The organism is Geminicoccaceae bacterium (assembly GCA_020638465.1).
Taxonomy (GTDB): domain Bacteria; phylum Pseudomonadota; class Alphaproteobacteria; order Geminicoccales; family Geminicoccaceae; genus JAGREO01.
In genome coordinates, this window is sequence record JACKIM010000001.1 from 491,996 (window position 1) to 509,652 (window position 17,657).

16 protein-coding genes and 2 pseudogenes are annotated in these 17,657 nt (G+C 59.5%); 9 read left to right on the top strand and 9 right to left on the bottom strand.

Annotated features, from left to right (window positions below):
- Positions 1-72: 72 nt before the first annotated feature.
- From H6851_02350 to H6851_02360, 3 genes are all read left to right on the top strand, one after another.
- On the top strand, positions 73-1,806 hold the full coding sequence (locus H6851_02350) for a ParB/RepB/Spo0J family partition protein (protein MCB9942454.1): 1,734 nt from the start codon (positions 73-75) through the stop codon (positions 1,804-1,806).
- Positions 1,807-1,992: 186 nt separating this feature from the next.
- Positions 1,993-2,196, top strand: a complete 204-nt coding sequence (locus H6851_02355) for a hypothetical protein (protein MCB9942455.1) — start codon at positions 1,993-1,995, stop codon at positions 2,194-2,196.
- Positions 2,196-2,849 (top strand): zeta toxin family protein, encoded by a 654-nt coding sequence (locus H6851_02360; protein MCB9942456.1) that lies wholly within the window; start codon positions 2,196-2,198, stop codon positions 2,847-2,849. Before H6851_02355 ends, H6851_02360 begins: the two co-directional genes overlap by 1 nt.
- Before the next feature lie 51 nt (positions 2,850-2,900).
- Here the strand turns inward: H6851_02360 and H6851_02365 are convergent, their stop codons facing one another.
- Positions 2,901-3,461 carry a recombinase family protein gene (locus tag H6851_02365; protein ID MCB9942457.1) on the bottom strand — a complete coding sequence of 187 codons (561 nt, stop codon included), beginning with the start codon at positions 3,459-3,461 and terminating at the stop codon, positions 2,901-2,903.
- Between the two features lie 184 nt (positions 3,462-3,645).
- On the opposite strand from H6851_02365, the gene H6851_02370 reads away from it, so the two are divergent.
- From H6851_02370 to H6851_02380, 3 genes are all read left to right on the top strand, one after another.
- Positions 3,646-3,984 (top strand): hypothetical protein, encoded by a 339-nt coding sequence (locus H6851_02370; protein ID MCB9942458.1) that lies wholly within the window; start codon positions 3,646-3,648, stop codon positions 3,982-3,984.
- Positions 3,985-4,626: a hypothetical protein gene (locus H6851_02375; protein ID MCB9942459.1), complete on the top strand. Its 642-nt coding sequence runs from the start codon at positions 3,985-3,987 to the stop codon at positions 4,624-4,626.
- A 218-nt stretch (positions 4,627-4,844) separates the two neighbouring features.
- Positions 4,845-7,682, top strand: a complete 2,838-nt coding sequence (locus H6851_02380) for a hypothetical protein (protein MCB9942460.1) — start codon at positions 4,845-4,847, stop codon at positions 7,680-7,682.
- Here H6851_02380 and H6851_02385 read toward each other — a convergent pair.
- Positions 7,679-8,005, bottom strand: a complete 327-nt coding sequence (locus tag H6851_02385) for an IS1 family transposase (protein MCB9942461.1) — start codon at positions 8,003-8,005, stop codon at positions 7,679-7,681. The genes H6851_02380 and H6851_02385 overlap by 4 nt on opposite strands.
- Positions 7,942-8,238, bottom strand: coding sequence for an IS1 family transposase (locus H6851_02390; GenBank protein ID MCB9942462.1), 297 nt, complete (start codon positions 8,236-8,238; stop codon positions 7,942-7,944). Before H6851_02390 ends, H6851_02385 begins: the two co-directional genes overlap by 64 nt.
- Before the next feature lie 373 nt (positions 8,239-8,611).
- Here H6851_02390 and H6851_02395 point away from each other — a divergent pair, with 373 nt between their 5' ends.
- Entirely contained in the window at positions 8,612-9,010 is a 399-nt protein-coding gene (locus H6851_02395; protein ID MCB9942463.1) for a hypothetical protein, read from the top strand.
- A 329-nt stretch (positions 9,011-9,339) separates the two neighbouring features.
- Positions 9,340-9,948 (top strand): annotated as a pseudogene (locus tag H6851_02400) (IS630 family transposase).
- A 48-nt stretch (positions 9,949-9,996) separates the two neighbouring features.
- Here the strand turns inward: H6851_02400 and H6851_02405 are convergent.
- Entirely contained in the window at positions 9,997-11,217 is a 1,221-nt protein-coding gene (locus H6851_02405) for an IS256 family transposase (protein ID MCB9942464.1), read from the bottom strand.
- A 58-nt stretch (positions 11,218-11,275) separates the two neighbouring features.
- Here H6851_02405 and H6851_02410 point away from each other — a divergent pair.
- Positions 11,276-11,914 (top strand): annotated as a pseudogene (locus H6851_02410) (transposase).
- Between the two features lie 121 nt (positions 11,915-12,035).
- Here H6851_02410 and deoA read toward each other — a convergent pair.
- From deoA to H6851_02435, 5 genes are read right to left on the bottom strand one after another with little or no spacing between them, the layout of a single operon-like run.
- The gene (gene deoA, locus H6851_02415; protein MCB9942465.1) at positions 12,036-13,334 is read right to left on the bottom strand and encodes a thymidine phosphorylase; all 1,299 of its coding nucleotides are present in this window, start codon (positions 13,332-13,334) and stop codon (positions 12,036-12,038) included.
- Between the two features lie 21 nt (positions 13,335-13,355).
- Positions 13,356-14,138 (bottom strand): deoxyribose-phosphate aldolase, encoded by a 783-nt coding sequence (deoC, locus tag H6851_02420; protein MCB9942466.1) that lies wholly within the window; start codon positions 14,136-14,138, stop codon positions 13,356-13,358.
- Positions 14,138-15,361 carry a purine-nucleoside phosphorylase gene (locus H6851_02425; protein MCB9942467.1) on the bottom strand — a complete coding sequence of 408 codons (1,224 nt, stop codon included), beginning with the start codon at positions 15,359-15,361 and terminating at the stop codon, positions 14,138-14,140. Before H6851_02425 ends, deoC begins: the two co-directional genes overlap by 1 nt.
- The gene (locus H6851_02430; protein ID MCB9942468.1) at positions 15,358-16,332 is read right to left on the bottom strand and encodes an ABC transporter permease; all 975 of its coding nucleotides are present in this window, start codon (positions 16,330-16,332) and stop codon (positions 15,358-15,360) included. The genes H6851_02425 and H6851_02430 overlap by 4 nt, the downstream gene beginning before the upstream one ends.
- Before the next feature lie 2 nt (positions 16,333-16,334).
- Positions 16,335-17,438 (bottom strand): ABC transporter permease, encoded by a 1,104-nt coding sequence (locus H6851_02435; GenBank protein MCB9942469.1) that lies wholly within the window; start codon positions 17,436-17,438, stop codon positions 16,335-16,337.
- Positions 17,439-17,657 lie beyond the last annotated feature (219 nt).

The window sequence follows — 17,657 nt, forward strand, 5'->3', positions numbered from 1 at the left end:
CGAACCGACCAAAAAACGCGGGGGCTTCGGGGTGCAATTCCGCGCCGACAACGAAAACCCATGGAGACAAAAATGAACCTGCAACAGATCAGCCTCGACCAACTCAAGACCACCTCCGTCAATGTCAGGAAGAAAGGCGGCAAGGACATCGCCGACCTTCTGCCCAGCATCCGCTCGCTCGGGCTCCTGCAGCCCTTGCTCGTGCGGCCCAACTGCGAGGGTTTCGAGATCGTTGCCGGGCAGCGGCGCTATCATGCGCTGTGTACGCTGGCGGCAGAGACGGACGGCATAGCCGAGCCCGTGCCCTGCATCGTCATGGAGGACGGCGAGGATGCCAAAGCGATAGAAGCTTCGCTCGCCGAGAACCTCGCCCGCCTGCCCATGGACGAGATCGACCAGTACCGCGCGTTCGCGGCGCTCGTGAAGCAGGGGCTGGATGCCGAGGAGATCGCCGCGCGGTTCGGCGTGACAGAGCGGCTTGTCCGCCAGCGGCTGGCGATTGCCAATTTGCACGGGCCAATTCTCACCGCCTATCGCCGTGGTGAGGTCGACGCCTCCACCGTCCGCCTTCTGACCATGGCGACGACCACCCAACAAAAGGCATGGTGGAAGCTGCACCAGAGCGAAGACGAATGGGCACCAACCGGATACCAGCTCAAAAACTGGCTGTTCGGCGGGGCGCAGATTCCGACCGACAACGCCCTGTTCGATCTTTCCGACTATTCCGGTGCGATCATCGGCGATCTGTTTGGCGAGGAGGAATATTTCGGCGAGGCTGAGACCTTCTGGACGCATCAGAACGCGGCGATTGCGGCGGCGAAGGAACGCTATCTCGCGGACGGCTGGGCGGATGTCATCATTCTCGACATCGGCGAGCATTTTCCGGCGTACGATCATGTCGACACGGCGAAGGAAGACGGCGGCAAGGTCTTTGTCACGGCCGGGCGTGACGGAGCCGTGGCTTTCTACGAGGGGCAAAACTGTCCCGCAAGGACCCACATCCGCGCACGGGAGAAAGCGGAAAAATCGGGCGGGACGGGCGAAGCGGCAACGGTGAACAAGCCCGAACTGACCAAGGCCATGCAGAACTATCTGGACCTGCATCGGCACAGCGCCGTGCGCACGGCCTTGCTTGCCGACAGCGGTATCGCCCTGCGGCTGGTCGTGGCGCAGATGATCGCCGGATCCGATCTCTGGACCGTTCACGCCGAGCCGCAGAAAGCAGCGAGCGAGGCGATTGCGGAAAGTCTGGCGGCAAACGGAGCCGAAACCGCTTTTGCCGACGAGCACAAGGCGGTGCTGGAACGTCTCGGGATCGAGACCGGAGGCCGCGCCTCACTCGTCCCGCTCAAGGGCGACTGGCAGAACACGCCCGACCTGCACGACCTCTTCGCCTGCCTGCTGGCGATGAGCGACGAGGATGTCATGCGCGTTCTGACCTTCGTTGCCGCCGCGACGCTGGCCAGCGGCACGGCCATGGTCGAGGTTCTGGGCATGTTGCTCGGCGTCGAAATGGCGCAAGGCTGGCAGCCGGACGACACCTTCTTCGACCTCCTGCGCGACAAGCGGGCAATCAACGCCATGGTCGGCGAGATTGCCGGACAGGATGCGGCCAACGCCAACATCGCCGGGACGGCCAAGGTGAAGAAGAAAATCATCGGCAATTGTCTCGACGGCACGCGGCAAGCGGAAGTCGAAAACTGGCAACCGCGCTACATGGCCTTCCCCATGCGCGGCTATGTCGAGAACGGCGGGATCGCCGCCATCGACCGCTGGCAGGCTGTTCGCCAGCACTATGCGGGGTAGCCAACAGCGCACTGACCCGCCCGGCGTCCATCAGCCGGGCGGGTTTGTCTGTTCGCCAGAAAAAAAACCGCGGCCCTGCCGGGCCGCCTGTTTCGCTCGCCTCGCCTCATCGGGCGAGCGATGGGGAATGCGTTGGTCCACAGCCGCGAAATTTGCGCGCCGCGTTCGATGTGGTATCATGGCATCATGAGTGAAAACCGCGTCAATCTGAACGATCCGTCCTGCGAACCGACCGACGAAGACTTCGAGCGTCTCTTTCGCGCCGCCGGTGATGAGGTCCGCGCCGAAAGTGCCCGCCTCAATGGTCGGGCGGACGGCCAAACCGGGCAACAGGGCGACCGAGGAAAGCAAAGCCCGCATGCGCCGGGACCACGCTTCGACAAATCCTGATGGCCGGGCCGCTCAGACCGGTCATGACCGTCATCGCCGGGCCGAACGGGTCCGGGAAAACTACCCTGACAAAAAAGCTGCTCGGACATGAATGGACGCGCGGTGCCGCCTACATCAATGCCGACGAGATCGCCCGCGACCGTTTCGGCGACTGGAATTCGCCGCAAGCCGTTGTCCAGGCCGCCGAATACGCCGACAAGCAGCGCGCCACCTATATCGAAAACGGTGAGAACTTCGCCTACGAGACCGTCTTCTCGACGCAAAAGCGGGTCGACGATCTGACACGGGCGCATGATGCCGGGTTCTTCCTGCGCTTTTTCTTCGTCGCCACGGCCGATCCCTCCATCAACATCGCCCGTGTGAAACGCCGCGTGCAATCCGGCGGGCACGATGTTCCCGAGGAGCGGATCGTCGAGCGCTATCACCGCTCCGTCGCCAATCTCCTGCCTGCGCTACGGATCGCCGATCGCGGCTATGTCATCGACAACTCCGCCGACGACCGCGACTCGCGAATGCTCTTTCGCACCGTGGCGGGCTGGATCAAGCGGGTCTACGGCACGGAACTGCCGGGCTGGTCGAACGCCGCATTCTCCGCACTCCCTCGCGATGAGGCCGCACCGGGAGCCCTGCCGCGCCCGCCCGGCCCGTCTTGAAGCTGGGCAAATTCCACTCGACAGCGAAGTGACTGCCAATACTCGTCTGGATCAGACCTCCCGCCGCAGAGCCCGCGTCAGCGTCCAAGGCGCGACGTCGAACTCATCGGCAATACTGGCGACAGTGACGTGATCATCTTGCAATCGCCGCCGTGCATCGCGGAGCTGCGCTGATGAGAGCTTCGGCGGCCTGCCGATCCGCTTGCCGCGCAATCTTGCAGCGGCCAGCCCTTCTTTCGTCCGTTTGGAGATCATCCGCCGCTCGAACTCGGCAAAGGCCGCCATGACCGTGTAGGTCAGCATCCCCGCTGGCGTCGAGGTATCGACCTGCAGCGAGACAATCTGAAAGTCGATCTCGCGGGCGCGCAGCTTCTCCGCTTCGAGCAGCGCATCGACGGTCGAGCGGTAGGCCCGGTCCAGATCCCAGATCACCAGCGTATCGCCAGGCCGGAGTTTTGCGATCACGGCCTCATAGACGGGACGCGCCGTGGTTGCCGCCGACATTTTCTCGATATGCAGCTCATCGCACAGGTTTGAGAGGCCCGCGATCTGCCGATCGGGCCGCTGTTCCTGCGTCGAGACCCGCAGATATCCGATTTTTCTGTTCTTCATCAATATGTTGCCGTCCGGGTTGCGATCCGCGCTCAAGGCTCAGAATGGACCCTTTCCGTGCGTTCCGCTCCGGCTCCCGCCGAGGAGCAACCCGTCTCCACAACTGCCATGGAGAACAGTCAATTCCGAGAAGATTATAGCATATTCATGGTTGCTATGAAAAATTTAACGAAAACGGTCGGTTATGATGCGAGAAATCGCAGCCATATCAATGTATTCAATGGCCGCCATGGCGGTGAATGCTTCGCCATTGTCGGCGCAGGAAGCCATGACGGCCGGAAGTCTCGGTGATCATTTCACCAACCGAGAAGAATCCGCCTATCTGGCCGGGGTAATTGAAGGTCTCGGCTACGCCCGTTTCTTGAAGGATGACAAGGACGAAACGGGTATGAAGTGTATCAAGGACTGGTTTTACGACGGCGAAGGCACGCAGGCGAAAATCCTTGATGCGTTCGATCTTTACCCGGACTATCCGGTTGGTCCAATCCTCTGGGCACTCAGCAAACAGCAGTGCGGGGAGTGAATGACGCCGTTTGAAGCGACAAAGAGTGATATTCTGATCCGGCGCACTGATCGCGACCGGCAGGCGCTGGATCGTCTGCACCGCGACAAACGGGAGCGCGAGAAAGACGAAAAACGCCGCGATACGGAAGACGGTCTTGTCGACATGGCACTCGTCGCGATGCAGGCGCTTGAACAGGAACTCCGTGAAACCATTGAAACGTACCAAACCGCGACGGTGCTTGCGTTGGAGGAAAACCGCAAGGCTCTCGAAGAGATTGAGCGGCAGCGGCAGGAGATGCTGGATCGTGCCTACGTCATGGATGACGGTCGCCGAGTATTCAAATCCCGGGACGGCGAGCGTGTGTTCGACGAATTCGGACAGCAAATCGGCAAGGACGAACTCGACCCCGATATGATCCCCAACGACCAAGATGTGTGGGAGGATTTCGACGAATTCAATTCGGGAAGGGACCGCCTGAAAGTGGAACGCGAGCAACTCCTGGACTATCAGGAGTTTCTCGACGAAGGGGAAGCGAAGCTCGACAAGGGCGGATTAAGCGACAACGAGAAGAAGACACTACGTCAGGAACTCGAAAGTGCCATGCCGATGTCCGTCCGCAAGCAGGTCACCGCCGCCGATCCGACCAGGCCCGAAAAATAACACCGCCGACCTCGGCGCCGCCTTCCGTGATGTTGCCGTATCTCCGTCACAGTATGCGGCAAACCCCGCACTGGATCCCGCCGCACCGGGGATGTAGTATTGTTCAAAACTTTCGCCCCCTTGCACAGCGTCCTCACGCACAGAACCGCATAAAAGAAGAATTATTTACTGCTTTTGTTCTTAAATGTACGTGATATGTTCGTTTTGGAGGCGATCAGATGCTTTTTGATGCAGATGCGGATTTTATTGCTACTCTAGATAGCTTGACACTGGTCGAACTAATGAAGCGCCTTCTGCTGGCAGAAAGCCGTCTTGCCGGAATCTCGCTCAATGATGTCCATGTCCCTCTCCAAATTACGGTCCCCGACGGCGGGGAAGATGGGCGTATTGAGTGGAAAGGAGGATTGGAGCGCACAGACTATTTTCCTGCCAAATTCACGATCTTCCAATGCAAAGCCCAGAAACTAACTGCAACCAACATTAGGAAAGAGATACTCAAAGGAACGTCAAAGGGAAAGCCTGCAAGCCTTAGCGAAGCCGTATCCGAAGTTCTCTGTCGACGAGGTGGATATGTAATTTTCTGTCGAGAGCCCATGACCGGGGAAAAGCGCGCCGCCCACATCAAGACAATAAAGACAGAGATCGCTAACGGTGGGGGAGATCCTCAAGTAGCCGCAATCAATGTCTACGATGCGAACGCCATTGCTGATTGGGCAAATCGGCATCCAAGTGTAGCCCTGTGGCTTGCTTCTAAGCGCTCCGGCCGAAATTTGGCGGGATTTCAGACGCATGATTCGTGGGGGCGTTCGCCCGAAATAGAACCGCCTTGGAAACTGAGTGACAAGCCACAATTCAGGCCAATCAATCGCAACGTTCCCCTTGAAATGCGCAATGATCCAGATCTGAGTTCTTGGACATTCCCGCAGGCCTCGCGCGAAGTTCGCGCCTTTTTGGAAGCCGATGATGGCGGAATAGTACGGGTCTTTGGCCCATCAGGTTTTGGAAAGTCACGCTTCGTTTATGAACTTTTCCAAAGTGGGAATGACCTGGACGCGAAGATAGAAGCCGCGTCGCTCATCTATTGTAACGCTTTGATTCCCGGCGCTGAAGTCGCAAAACTTGCAATTGAAGCGGCAGATGCTCAGATGCCGTTAATACTGGCAGTCGATGAATGCGATGATGGTCTTCACCTCAAACTGGCAGATATTGTCAAACGAAGGGGATCTCTCGTTCGCTTGATCACCATCGATATCGAAACAAAAATCCGTCAAGCCACAAACACCCTGACCATCAGTGTCGAGAAGTCAGACGACGATCTTATTAGAGAAATTGCGCACGGTGTTGCGCCCTCTCTATCTGCGTCCGCACAGACCTTTATAGCTGAGTTTGCGGAAGGGTTTCCGCGGATGGCCGTTTTGGCTGCTCAACAGGAAGGCGACGGGCGGCGATCCCTCGATTCTGTTGAGCAAACTATCGAACGCATACTCTGGGGAAACAAATCCCAAGTGCCCGAGGCGCAGCGCGTTCTGGAGACAGCCGCACTCGTTGATTGGCTTGGTATTGAAGGGCGTGTAAATGAGCAAGCTCGGTTCATGGCCGCAGAAGTTGCAATGGTCTCGATGAATCTTTTCGTCGAACACATTCTCTCGTTCGCGCAACGTGGCATCATCACACGCAGAGGCGATTATCTGCAGGTAGGACCGGTCCCATTGGCCGCGCGCATGGGATTGATGCGCCTATCCGTCATGACACCCGGCCAATTAATTCGCTTTTTCGAAAAGGCAACCGACGAAATTCGATCCAGTTTTCTCAGTCGTTTACGATGGCTCGATACTTCGCCAACCGCCTTGACGTTTGCCGAGCTGTTGCTCCATGAAGATAAGCTCGGAAATTTCAACGAACTCAACTCCGAAAGCGGCTCAAAGATACTTGATAGGTTGGTGCATGTTGCGCCGTACTTGGTCAGTCAAACGGTTGATCGCGTCTTTGGCTCGCTTACGACGGAGGAATTGAAGAAGGTTGCCGGTGCTCGGCGACATCTGGTTTGGGCGCTCGAAAAGCTAATGTTCCGGGATGAAACGTTTGATCAATCGGTCCGGCTCCTGAAAAACTTGGCGGTTGCTGAGACCGAAAACTATGCAAACAACGCTACAGGTATCTTTCTTCAGATCTTTCAGTTGTACCTCAGTGGCACTGAAGTCGATCCACTCAGAAGGCTCGCCATTCTCGATGAAGGCCTCGCATCAACGAATGAGCACGAGCGCCGCCTCTGTGTAGATGCTCTGGGAAAGATGTTAGATACCGCTCATTTCAGCAGAGGCGGTGGCGCAGAGCGCATCGGAAGTGCTGATGCACGCAAGGACTGGCGGCCTAAGATCTATGGTGAAATTTGGGACTTTCATCGAGCCGCAATCAATCGCCTAGTTTCGATCGCCGTGAGTGACGAGGATCCGCATGCGATGCTGGCGAAGCAGCATCTCGGATCGCATGTTCGCGGTCTGTTGAGCAACGTCCCGCTGGCCGACATCAAAGCGATGATTGTGAAAGTGACTGAAAAGACGGGCTTCTGGCCCGAAGCTCAGGAGGGTATCTCTCATTGGCTTTACTTTGACCGCTCAAAAGGACTTCCCGAACATATCGGATCTGAAATTCGGGCGATGTATGATGAATTACTTCCGATCGATCCCGTCGACCTTGCAGCGCTCTACACGCACGGGTGGCCTGCGGATCTTCACAATCCTGACACGCAGTACGAACGCGAAACAACCATAGAGGCGACACGTGACTATGATTACAGCAGCCGCGAAGCTTCATCCGTAGCCCGGTATATTGTAAAAGACAAAAAGCTTCTCACTCGTGCGGTTGAGCGTATAGCTTATTCAAAAGGCCATAACACGTTCATTTTTGCCAAGTCACTTGTTGAAACGTGTCCAGAGCCGCGATATTTGGTGAATTTTACAATCAAATTGGCGGAAGACCGCGTAAACGCTATCAATCAGGATTTTTTCGGCGGCATTATGGCAGGTGCTGATGAACGCGATCCTAGGATTTGCTAACTAAATAGCTTTTTATTATGCGCCTGCATGAAGAGCAGCGCGGAGAGGTAGGCCATGCGCGGGCATTTGGTGGTGCATCGTGTTTTGCGGCGGGATCGGGCGAGATGATGACGGACGTTGGCGTTGAGGCTTTCGAGCCGTTGCGTGTGCATCTTGCCGGTGAAATGTGCGCCTTTCGGCAGCACGGCCGCGTAGGCGGCGAGATCGTCGGTGAAGGTGATGCGCCCCTGGGCTTGGGGAAACGATTTGAGAAAGCTCTTCAGGTCGTCGGCGCTTCGTCCGCCCACATGAACGCCGAGGATACATCTTGTGAGATAACACATCGATATCCACAGCCAGCATTCGTTTTTTTGGCATGAACGAAGTGCCACATCTCGTCGATCATCGCGATCTTCGGCGGCGGACCGGGCCTGCGCATCCGCTCGACCTCCTCGCCAAAAGCCCGGATCCATTTGAGAACGGCGACATTCGAAACACCCAGAACCCGCCCGATCGCGCGAAAGCCCATGCCCTCGAGATAGAGCTGCAACGCCCGACGTCTGATCCCGTCTCCCATCCCGTGCCTCGTACTGCGCGTATATTTGCAGCCGCACGACTTGCACAGCCAACGCTGAACCTCACCGATAAACCCCGCCTTCGTCCGGACCTCCGAACCGCATTTCGGACAATGCATCATATTCCCCCGCTCAGCCACTCTACGCGAGATGTAGCAAAAAATCAGCCGGAAGGCTATAACGTTAGCAAAGCCCGATCCTAAACTTGCGAAATTTCTCCTTCAGAAAACCCTCAAGTCTGAAAAACTCAGGTCTAAAGCAATCTCACTCCTCAAATCCCGCGCAACTCAGGAAGACGACATTGGTCTAGTGATCAATCTGTTAAAGAGTAAAGACATTGAACCATGGCAATGTCAAAACTTGGGACTTTTTCGCTTGGAAGAGGCAATTTTTTTGCCGTTGCTCAGAGAGCTCGAATCTTCTGGTAGCGACGGCATTTGGACAGTACTGGACGTTATCGACATTTACTTGTCTAGCGACCGCAAGCCATCCGCCAAACTGATTGATCTGGTGCGACGCGCGCTTCTTCAGCCACAGCTTATCGCCGATGGCCCAAGGAGCAATATGGATAGCCATCGCCTCGAAAGTTTGGTCGAGCGACTTGGGGCTCTCGACTGTATTGACAAGGATTTCGCCAGCAATCTGGCTAATCAGTGTCTCGGTATTTGTCGGCGAGATATCAACTCTAAAGTGTATTTTTTTTCGATCGTCCCGTTCGAAAGATTTTGGGACAGCTCATGTCACTGTATCCTGATCAAATTTGGCAGAAAATAGCCAACGCACTTACAAGTCAATGTCGACATGCGCGGCATCGCGTAAGAATGCTTTTGGTGGACACAGGCTACGACGATGACCATCTCGCGCGCGGTCTTACGTTCCACATCCCGGCTGAGGAGGTTCATACTTGGGTTCGAGCCAAGCCGTCGGAGCGAGCTGCTATAGCCGTCGAGTGGCTCACTATTGCGGAGCGCAAACCAGATGGAAGCCTTTTTTGGCATCCTGAAATTGTAGCATTGGTGGACGAGTTCGGCGATCAACCCGACGTCCTCTCGGCGCTAGTGGATTGAGCGAGACATTTACCTCCTTTTGGGCTATGTGTAGTCATGCGCAAACACCCCCTCCTTCAGCTTACTCCCGAAGCCCGCAAACGGCTTGAGGGGATCGTGTCTCATCCTTCGACACCGCAGCGTCATGTCTGGCGGTGCCGGATCGTTCTTCTGAGTGCCGACGGGCTGGGAATGACGGCGATCTGCGCGGCCAGCGGCACATCGAAGAAAACCGTCTGGCGCTGGCAGGCGCGGTTTCAGGCCGAGGGCGTTGATGGTCTGCTGCGTGAGAAGACCCGCCCGCCGGGGACGCCCAAAACCGATGCCGGCAAGGTGGCGGAGGTGATCCAGCTGACGCAGGAACCGCCACCTCACGCGGCCACGCACTGGACGTTGCGCGCGATGGCGGCAAAGGTGGGGCTGGCGGCCTCGACGGTGCGGATGATCTGGAAGGAACATGGCCTCAGCCCGCATCGCTGGCGGCAGTTCAAACTGTCGCGCGACCCTGAATTCGCGAAGAAGCTGAACGATGTCGTCGGCCTCTATGTTGCCCCGCCCACTCATGCGGTTGTGCTGGCGGTCGATGAAAAGACGCAAATTCAGGCGCTTGACCGCACCCAGCCCGGGCTGCCGCTGAAGAAGGGTCGCGCGCAGACCATGACCCATGGGGCCTGTCCGGAATTTCGTGTACGGGCGATGAATTGATCATGATTTTCAGGCGGCCCGGAGGCGGTCTTCGAAGAGAATGGCGAACTGTGCCTTGGCCATGGCCCATTCGCGTGGCGGCATTCTCCACTCCTTTTCGGCCAGGTTCAAGACCAGGAAGAGCAGCTTCATGGCGCTCTCGTCATTCGGGAAATGACCACGGGTGCGCACCGCGCGGCGCAGTTTGCTGTTCAGGGCTTCGATCGCGTTGGTGGTGTAGATGATCCGGCGAACGTCGTCGGCAAAGGCGAAGAACGGTATCACGGCCTGCCAGTTGCGACGCCAGGACATGGCGATGGCCGGGTATTTTTGCCCCCAATCGCTGGCATCGAACGCCTCCAGCGCCGCCATTCCGGCGTCGGCATCCTTGGCCCGGTAAACGGTCTTCAGTTCGGCGGCGACGGCCCGGCGGTCCTTGTAGCTGACGAAATCCAATGAGTTGCGGATCAGGTGCACGATACAGGTCTGCACTTGGGTCTGCGGGAACACGGCCGTGATCGCGTCCGGAAACCCCTTCAGGCCATCGACGATTGCGATCAGGATATCCTCGATGCCCCGGTTTTTCAGCTCATTCATCACCCGCAGCCAGAATTTCGCGCCCTCTGTCTGTTCGATCCAGAGCCCGAGGATCTCCTTCTGGCCGTCGAGCCGAACACCGAGCGCGACATAGACCGCCTTGTTGCGGACCATCCCCTCGTCGCGGATCTTGACCCTCAAGGCATCGAAAAAGACCAGCGGATAAAGGCTTTCCAGCGGCCGGTTCTGCCATTCGGCAACCTCGTCCAGGATGTCGTCGGTCACCGCACTGATCAGCTCGGGGGAGACGTCAACGCCATAAATCTCGTCCAGATGACCGCGGATCTCCCTGACCGTCATGCCGCGGGCGTACATCGAGATGATCTTTTCGTCGAAGCCCGGCAGTCGCCGGCGATATTTCGCGATGAGCTGCGGCTCGAAAGTCGAAAGGCGATCCCGCGGCACGGCAATCCCCAGTTTGCCGCTGTCCGTGATCACCGTCTTCTTGCCATAGCCGTTGCGGCTATTGCTGCCACCATCCGCCACCTCAGCGGCTAGGTGATGGTCCATCTCGGCATTCAAAACCCGCTCGGCGATCGAGCGCTTGAGATCATCCAATAACCCACCCTTGTCGAACATCGTCGACGGGTCACGGCCGGCCATCAACTGGTCGACGAGTTCATCCGACAAAACAGGCTTCTTGCGTGCTGGCATGTGATGGTTCCTCTCTTTCCATCATCATCGCCCGTACACGAAATTCCGGACAGGCCCGGTCATCGCGTCCGATGAGACCACCACCCGGATCGACGGCGTCACGAACTGGCATTGGACCTTCGTCACCGATCACACTGTCCTGCACGAGATCGCACCGCGCCGGGCCAGATCGGTGGCAGAAGATGTTCTGGGCGATCACCGTCCCGAAGTCTGGGTGTCGGATCGCTATGCCGGACAGCAGGAACTGGCGGCCTGCCATCAGGTCTGCCTCGCTCATGTCCTGCGCGACGTTCAATACGCCATCGACCGCGGGGATGAAGGCTTCGCACCTAAATTGCGCAAATTGTTGCGTTGGGCGATCCGCGTCGGTCGGCGACGAGACGAACTCAAGGACATCACACTGGCCCAGTACCACGCCAAGGCCGAACGCCAGCTCGACGCCCTCCTGGCGATCCCGCCCGCATGCACTGCCGCTCGCGAATTGCAGGCCCAGGTCAAGGCCTGGCGCGGCAAGTATTTCGTGTTCCTGACCGACCGCCGCGTGCCCGCCACCAACAATATCTGCGAACGCGAAATCCGCCCCTCGGTCGTCTTCCGCAAGGTCACAGGCGGTTTCCGCTCGGATTGGGGTGCACAGGTCCACGCCGGATACCGATCCCTCACAAGCACCGCCAAAACTGCAGGCCAAACCGCCTGGCAAACCATGACCGACCTGACCGGGCGCGTCCTCATCCAGCCCGAAGAACCCCTGTCACTGCCAACTCGGTGAGTAGTTACACGAAAATTGCCATTCGTTCATATCCTGTCACCGGTTACTTTCAGGAGGCGGTAACAGTCTCCAGAATCACGGGTGCGGGCGGGAGCAAGCCTTCCTTGAGCGTGAACGCCATGCCGACCATGCCGACGGCCTTTTGCGCAGTGGCCTCGTCGCGGGCGTGAACGATGGCGAGCGGATCTCCTGCCGCCACGGATGCTCCCCGCGCCAGCACCGATGACAGACCGACAGCGAAGTCGACGTTCTGGTCCGCGCGGACGCGCCCGCCACCGAGCTCGATCACGGCCAATCCCAGCATGCGAACGTCGATCGACCGGACATGGCCGCCGCGCGGTGCCGCCACGGGCCTTTGAACCGGTGCTACGGGCAGTCTGTCCGTATGATCGAGGATATCGGTTCCGCCCGACGCCCGCACCATGGCGCCAAAGCGCTCGGCCGCGGCACCGTTTTCGAGCGCACGGACGAGGCGGTCCCGCGCATCGGCAACGCCATTTGCGACAAGCAGATTTTCCCCCAGCGCCAATGTGATCTCGAGCAGGCGCGGGTCGCGATGGTCCCCGCGCAGGAACCTTGCCGCCTCGGCAACCTCCAGCGCATTGCCGGCATTGCAACCCAGCACCTGGTTCATGTCGGTAATCAATGCCGACGTGGGAAGGCCCGCGCCGTTGGCCACATCGACCAGCGAACGTGCGAGGGCACGGGCGTCGTCGGGGTCGGCCATGAACGCGCCGCTTCCCGTCTTGACATCCATGACCAGCGTCCGGGGGCCGGCAGCAAGCTTCTTGGAAAGGATGGATGCGGTGATCAGCGGCAGGCTCTCCACCGTGGCCGTGACATCGCGCACCGCATAGAGACGGCGATCCGCGGGCGCCAGATCGGCCGTGGCGCCAACGATCGCACACCCCACATCGCGAACAATGCGGCGGAAATGTTCCGTATCGGGAAACGTCACGTAACCGTCGATACTTTCGAGCTTGTCCAGCGTTCCGCCCGTATGCCCGAGGCCACGGCCGGAGATCATCGGCACGTAGAGGCCGCAGGCGGCCAGCAGCGGCGCAAGGATCAGGCTGACCTTGTCGCCCACTCCGCCCGTCGAATGCTTGTCGACCACGGGACCAGGCAGGTCCGACCAGTCGAGCACTGCACCGGATGAGCGCATCGCCAGGGTAAGGGCCACGGTCTCGGCCGTCGACATGCCGTTCAGAAAGATGGCCATGGCCAGCGCGCCGACCTGGCTGTCCGAAAGACGGCCGTCGGCGATACCGTGAACGAGCGCGTCGATCTCGGTGTTTTCCAGCGCCTTGCCGTCACGCTTCCTGCGGATGAGTTCCTGCGGCAGCATCATGGCCCGTCCCCGTCCCGTTCAGCGCACCGCCAGCAATCCATCCAGCAGGCTCGACGCGCCGAAACGCAGATGATCGCGGCTCACCCAGTCTTCGCCCATCACCCGGTCGACCATCGCGAGATAGGCAGCAGCCTCGTCCGGAGTGCGGATGCCACCGGAAAGCTTGAGGCCGACGCGCCCTTCGGCTTCCTGGACCACGGCCAGCAGCAACGCCGCCGCTTCAAGCGTGGCACCGACGGGAACCTTGCCCGTCGACGTCTTCAGCATGTCCGCACCTGCCATGACGGCCGAACGGGCGACTGCCGTGATCAGGGAACTTTCCCCAAGCGTGCCGGTTTCGACGATGAGCTTGAGTTTCACCTGGGGACCTATCGCCGCCCGGCAACATTCGACCAATTCACCGACAAGGCCGATATCGCCAGACATGACGGCCTTGAGTGGAGCGACCACGTCGATTTCGTCGGCACCGTCGGCTACCGCCGCCGCACTGTCGTCCGCTGCCTGAAGGATATCGTCCCCACCGTGGGGAAAAGCCACGACCGTCGCCAGCCTTACATTCGAGGAAGCGAGCCGTGCCCGGGCCTGCGGAACGTGCTGCGCATGGACACATACGGCAGCGACATCGGCAGTGACAGCCGAATTGCACAGGCGCGCGATATCCGCCTCGGTTTCATTGCCCGACAGCGAGGTCAGATCGACGAGCGGAACAATTCGACGAGCGGAGATGGCATCGGCCTGCGTCGCGCGCGCCCGAGCGACAAGGTTGTCAATGGTGTCACGGTTCGCCGCCTGATCAGTCATCATGAAAAAATCTCCGTGAAAGCGCCGATCAACCGGGCCACTCGCGGTACGGCCCGCTGGCCCTGCTCAAGAGTTTCGGCATGGCTGAGCTTGCCGGCATCGAGACCGGCAGCACGATTGACCACGATGGAGAGCGCGGCAAGCGGCAACCCGGCATGGGCCGCGGCAATCGCTTCGGCCACCACCGACATTCCGACCACGTCGCCGCCCAGAAGGCTCATCATGCGGATCTCGGCCGGTGTCTCGAACGACGGTCCCATCCAGCCGGCATAGATCCCATGTTCGAGAGGGATACCCGACGCCACTGATGCGCGATCGAGCAGGTTCCGCAAACGTCGGTCATAGGCCTCGCTCATGTCGGGGAAGCGCGGTCCGTAGTCGTCGTCGTTGACACCGGACAGCGGATTGATGCCCGTAAGATTGATATGGTCGTCGATGCAAACGATCGTGCCGGCGTCAAACCCGTCGCGAATCCCGCCGACTGCGCTGGTGAGCAGCAGGGCATCGACGCCAAGATCCCTGACCAGGCGGACCAGCCGAACCGGCGCCTTGATGTCGCCCTCGTAAAGGTGCGAACGCCCCTCGATGCAAACCACCGGAAGATTGCCGGCATGCCCGAGGACGAGACGGCGTCCATGCCCCTCCACCGGGCGGTCCGGACCGGGAAGCAATCTTGTCAGGTCGAAGCTGTGCGCCACATGGATCTGGTCCATGACCGGCGCAAGTCCCGACCCCAGAACCAGCCCCAGCCGTGGACGAAGCGCGTGCGCCGCTTCCAGCACGTCATCCATGGCGCCCGGAGCAGAACTCTGTCCTTCGCCTCCGCCACCGGATTTGACCAAATCGGCCGGCCCGAAGGCCGCGGGAAGCAGATCGCCGATACTCATCGTCAGACATTCCCCACTCGTGCCCACCATATGGACGGGAGCAATGGCAGTGGCGTGTTCGTACAGCAATTGCCTGCAACCGCCACAGGGCGCACATGGACGCTCTCCGCTGCCGGCGACAGCGACTTCGGCGATCCGGCTTTCGCCCGCGGCGATCATGGCCGATACCGCGCTACGCTCGGCACAATGCCCCAATGGATACGCGGCATTCTCCACGTTGGCCCCCGTGAATACGGTTCCCGATACTGTGCGGATGGCACAACCGACGGAGAACTTCGAATAGGCCGCATAGGCGCGGGCACGGACCCCGCGTGCAGCTTCGAGAAGATCGCTCATCGTTCCTTCACATAGGGTTGGCCGATGGCGCGGGGAGCGACCGCACGGCCGACAAAGCCCGCCAGCAGCAGGATGGTGAGCAGGTAGGGCAGGGCCTGAATGGCCTGTGTCGGAATTTGCCCGACCCCGGGAATATCGACGCCTTGCAAACGAGCCTGCAGGGCATCGGTAAAGGCAAACAATAGGCAGGCGAATACCGTCGGAACAGGTCTCCACTTGCCGAAGATCAACGCAGCGAGCGCCAGATAGCCCTTGCCGGCCGTCATGTCGCGAATGAACCCGACATTCTGCGCGATGGACAGATAGGCGCCGGCGATACCGCAAAGGAGACCGGTTACCATCAGCGCCTTGTAGCGCATGAACGTTACCGATATTCCGGCGGTATCCACCGCACTGGGATTTTCTCCCACCGCTCGCAAACGCAGGCCGAACCGCGTCCTGTACAACACCCAGGAGACCAGTGGCACGGAGAGGACAGCGACATAGACCAGGATGTTGTGCCCGCTGATGACCTCGACATAGAGAGGACCCAGGACCGGAATGTCGCCGATGGCCTCGCGGAACGGCAGTTCTACCGGCTGGAAGCGCGCGCCCGTGCCCTGGACCGGTACCCGTCCGGCCTGATGAAACCACGCGTCGGCAAGTGTCGGTCCAAGCCCGGCCACGGTGATGTTGATGGCCATCCCCGAAACGACCTGGTCGCCGCGATGGGTAATGCTGGCGAAGCCGTGGACCATCGCCAGGGACAGGGACACGATCACGGCGGCAAGAAGGCCGATCCACGCCGACCCGGTGGCCGCAGCCGCGGCGGCGGCGGCGAACGCAGCGCCCAGCATCTTGCCCTCAAGACCGATGTCGACCACCCCCGAGCGTTCGGAAAACAGGCCGGCAAGGGCGGCGAGGATGAGCGGCGTGGCGAGGCGGATGGTGCTGTCGAGCAGAAGCAGGAAGGAAAGATAGCCCGTATCCATGATCAGGCGGCTCCCGCAAGACCGGGTCGCATGAAGATCCGCCGCAGTTGTGGCCGGAACATGTGTTCGAGCGCGCCCGCAAAGAGAATGACCAGTCCCTGGATCACGACCACCATGTCGCGGTTGATCGCCGGCATGTCGAAGGAAAGCTCGCTGCCGCCCTGATACAGGGCACCGAACAGGAGCGATGCCAGCACGACCCCGACGGGATGGTTACGCCCCATCAGGGCGACGGCGATCCCGACAAAACCGTATCCTCCGGTGAAACCGAGAAGGAGACGATGCTGCGAGCCGAGGAGTTCGTTGAGCGCCATCATGCCCGCAAGCGCACCGGACAACGTCATAGCCAGCATGATCTGCCATTGTGGCGAAATTCCACTGTAGATAGCGGCTGGCTCACAGCGACCGACCACGCGCATATCGTAACCGCCACGGGTCTTCCAGACGAAAAGCCAGACCAGCACGCAACAGACGAGGGCGATGAGCAGCGAGGCATTGAGTGGCGAACGCTCCATGGAAATACCGAAATACGCGGCGAGTTCATGAAGAGGCGGCAACCAGATATTGGCACCGAAGGTCACGCTCTCGGGCGATTGCTGGCCCGGCTTTATGAGTACGTTCACCATCAGATAGGTCATCAACGATGCCGCGATGAAATTGAGCATTATGGTGGTGATGACCGTATGGCTGCCGCGGCGGGCCTGGAGCCAGCCGGGTATGAACCCGTAGACGCCACCGAAAAGGGCGGCAGCGGCAATGGCGAGCGGCACGCAAACGAGCGTGGGCCAATGGCCGAAATAGAGGCCGACCAATCCTACCCCGAGCCCGCCGATATAGGCCTGTCCCTCCCCGCCGATATTGAAGAGGCCGCAATGGAAGGCAACCGCCACGGCAAGACCGGTGAAGATGAAATTGGTGGCATAGAACAGGGTGTAGCCGACGGCTTCGCCGTAGCCGAAGGCCCCCTCCACCAGCAGGCGCATCGCTTCGAGAGGGTTTTCTCCCAGGATCACGACCACAACCCCGGATGCAAGGAATGCCAACGTCAGATTGACGAGCGGCAACAAGCCCAGATTCACCCAAGCCGGCAGCTTTTCCCCCTGCATGCCTTTCTTCCCGTCAAAGCACGTTCCTGTCGCAAGCGAGCTTACCAGCGTGCCAACGACATGGCGACAGGCACGATGCCCGGGAAAGGTGGCGGATTGCGATGACAGGCCGTACCGGCGCCTCGAACTACCGGTCCGCGATGTACTGAGAAATGATTCCAAATGGTCACGATGAAAATCGGCTTAGTTTCCGAGCCATTTACGTTTTCGAAAGGTTTT

Coding starts and splice junctions, on each gene's coding strand:
- H6851_02360 (MCB9942456.1), top strand. CDS start 2,196: ATGGCCGGGCCGCTCAGACCGGTCATGACCGTCATCGCCGGGCCGAAC.
- H6851_02350 (MCB9942454.1), top strand. CDS start 73: ATGAACCTGCAACAGATCAGCCTCGACCAACTCAAGACCACCTCCGTC.
- H6851_02405 (MCB9942464.1), bottom strand. CDS start 11,217: ATGCCAGCACGCAAGAAGCCTGTTTTGTCGGATGAACTCGTCGACCAG.
- H6851_02425 (MCB9942467.1), bottom strand. CDS start 15,361: ATGAGCGATCTTCTCGAAGCTGCACGCGGGGTCCGTGCCCGCGCCTAT.
- H6851_02435 (MCB9942469.1), bottom strand. CDS start 17,438: ATGCAGGGGGAAAAGCTGCCGGCTTGGGTGAATCTGGGCTTGTTGCCG.
- H6851_02390 (MCB9942462.1), bottom strand. CDS start 8,238: ATGGGAGACGGGATCAGACGTCGGGCGTTGCAGCTCTATCTCGAGGGC.
- H6851_02370 (MCB9942458.1), top strand. CDS start 3,646: ATGATGCGAGAAATCGCAGCCATATCAATGTATTCAATGGCCGCCATG.
- H6851_02430 (MCB9942468.1), bottom strand. CDS start 16,332: ATGGATACGGGCTATCTTTCCTTCCTGCTTCTGCTCGACAGCACCATC.
- H6851_02385 (MCB9942461.1), bottom strand. CDS start 8,005: ATGTGTTATCTCACAAGATGTATCCTCGGCGTTCATGTGGGCGGACGA.
- deoC (MCB9942466.1), bottom strand. CDS start 14,138: ATGACTGATCAGGCGGCGAACCGTGACACCATTGACAACCTTGTCGCT.
- deoA (MCB9942465.1), bottom strand. CDS start 13,334: ATGCTGCCGCAGGAACTCATCCGCAGGAAGCGTGACGGCAAGGCGCTG.
- H6851_02355 (MCB9942455.1), top strand. CDS start 1,993: ATGAGTGAAAACCGCGTCAATCTGAACGATCCGTCCTGCGAACCGACC.
- H6851_02375 (MCB9942459.1), top strand. CDS start 3,985: ATGACGCCGTTTGAAGCGACAAAGAGTGATATTCTGATCCGGCGCACT.
- H6851_02365 (MCB9942457.1), bottom strand. CDS start 3,461: ATGAAGAACAGAAAAATCGGATATCTGCGGGTCTCGACGCAGGAACAG.
- H6851_02380 (MCB9942460.1), top strand. CDS start 4,845: ATGCTTTTTGATGCAGATGCGGATTTTATTGCTACTCTAGATAGCTTG.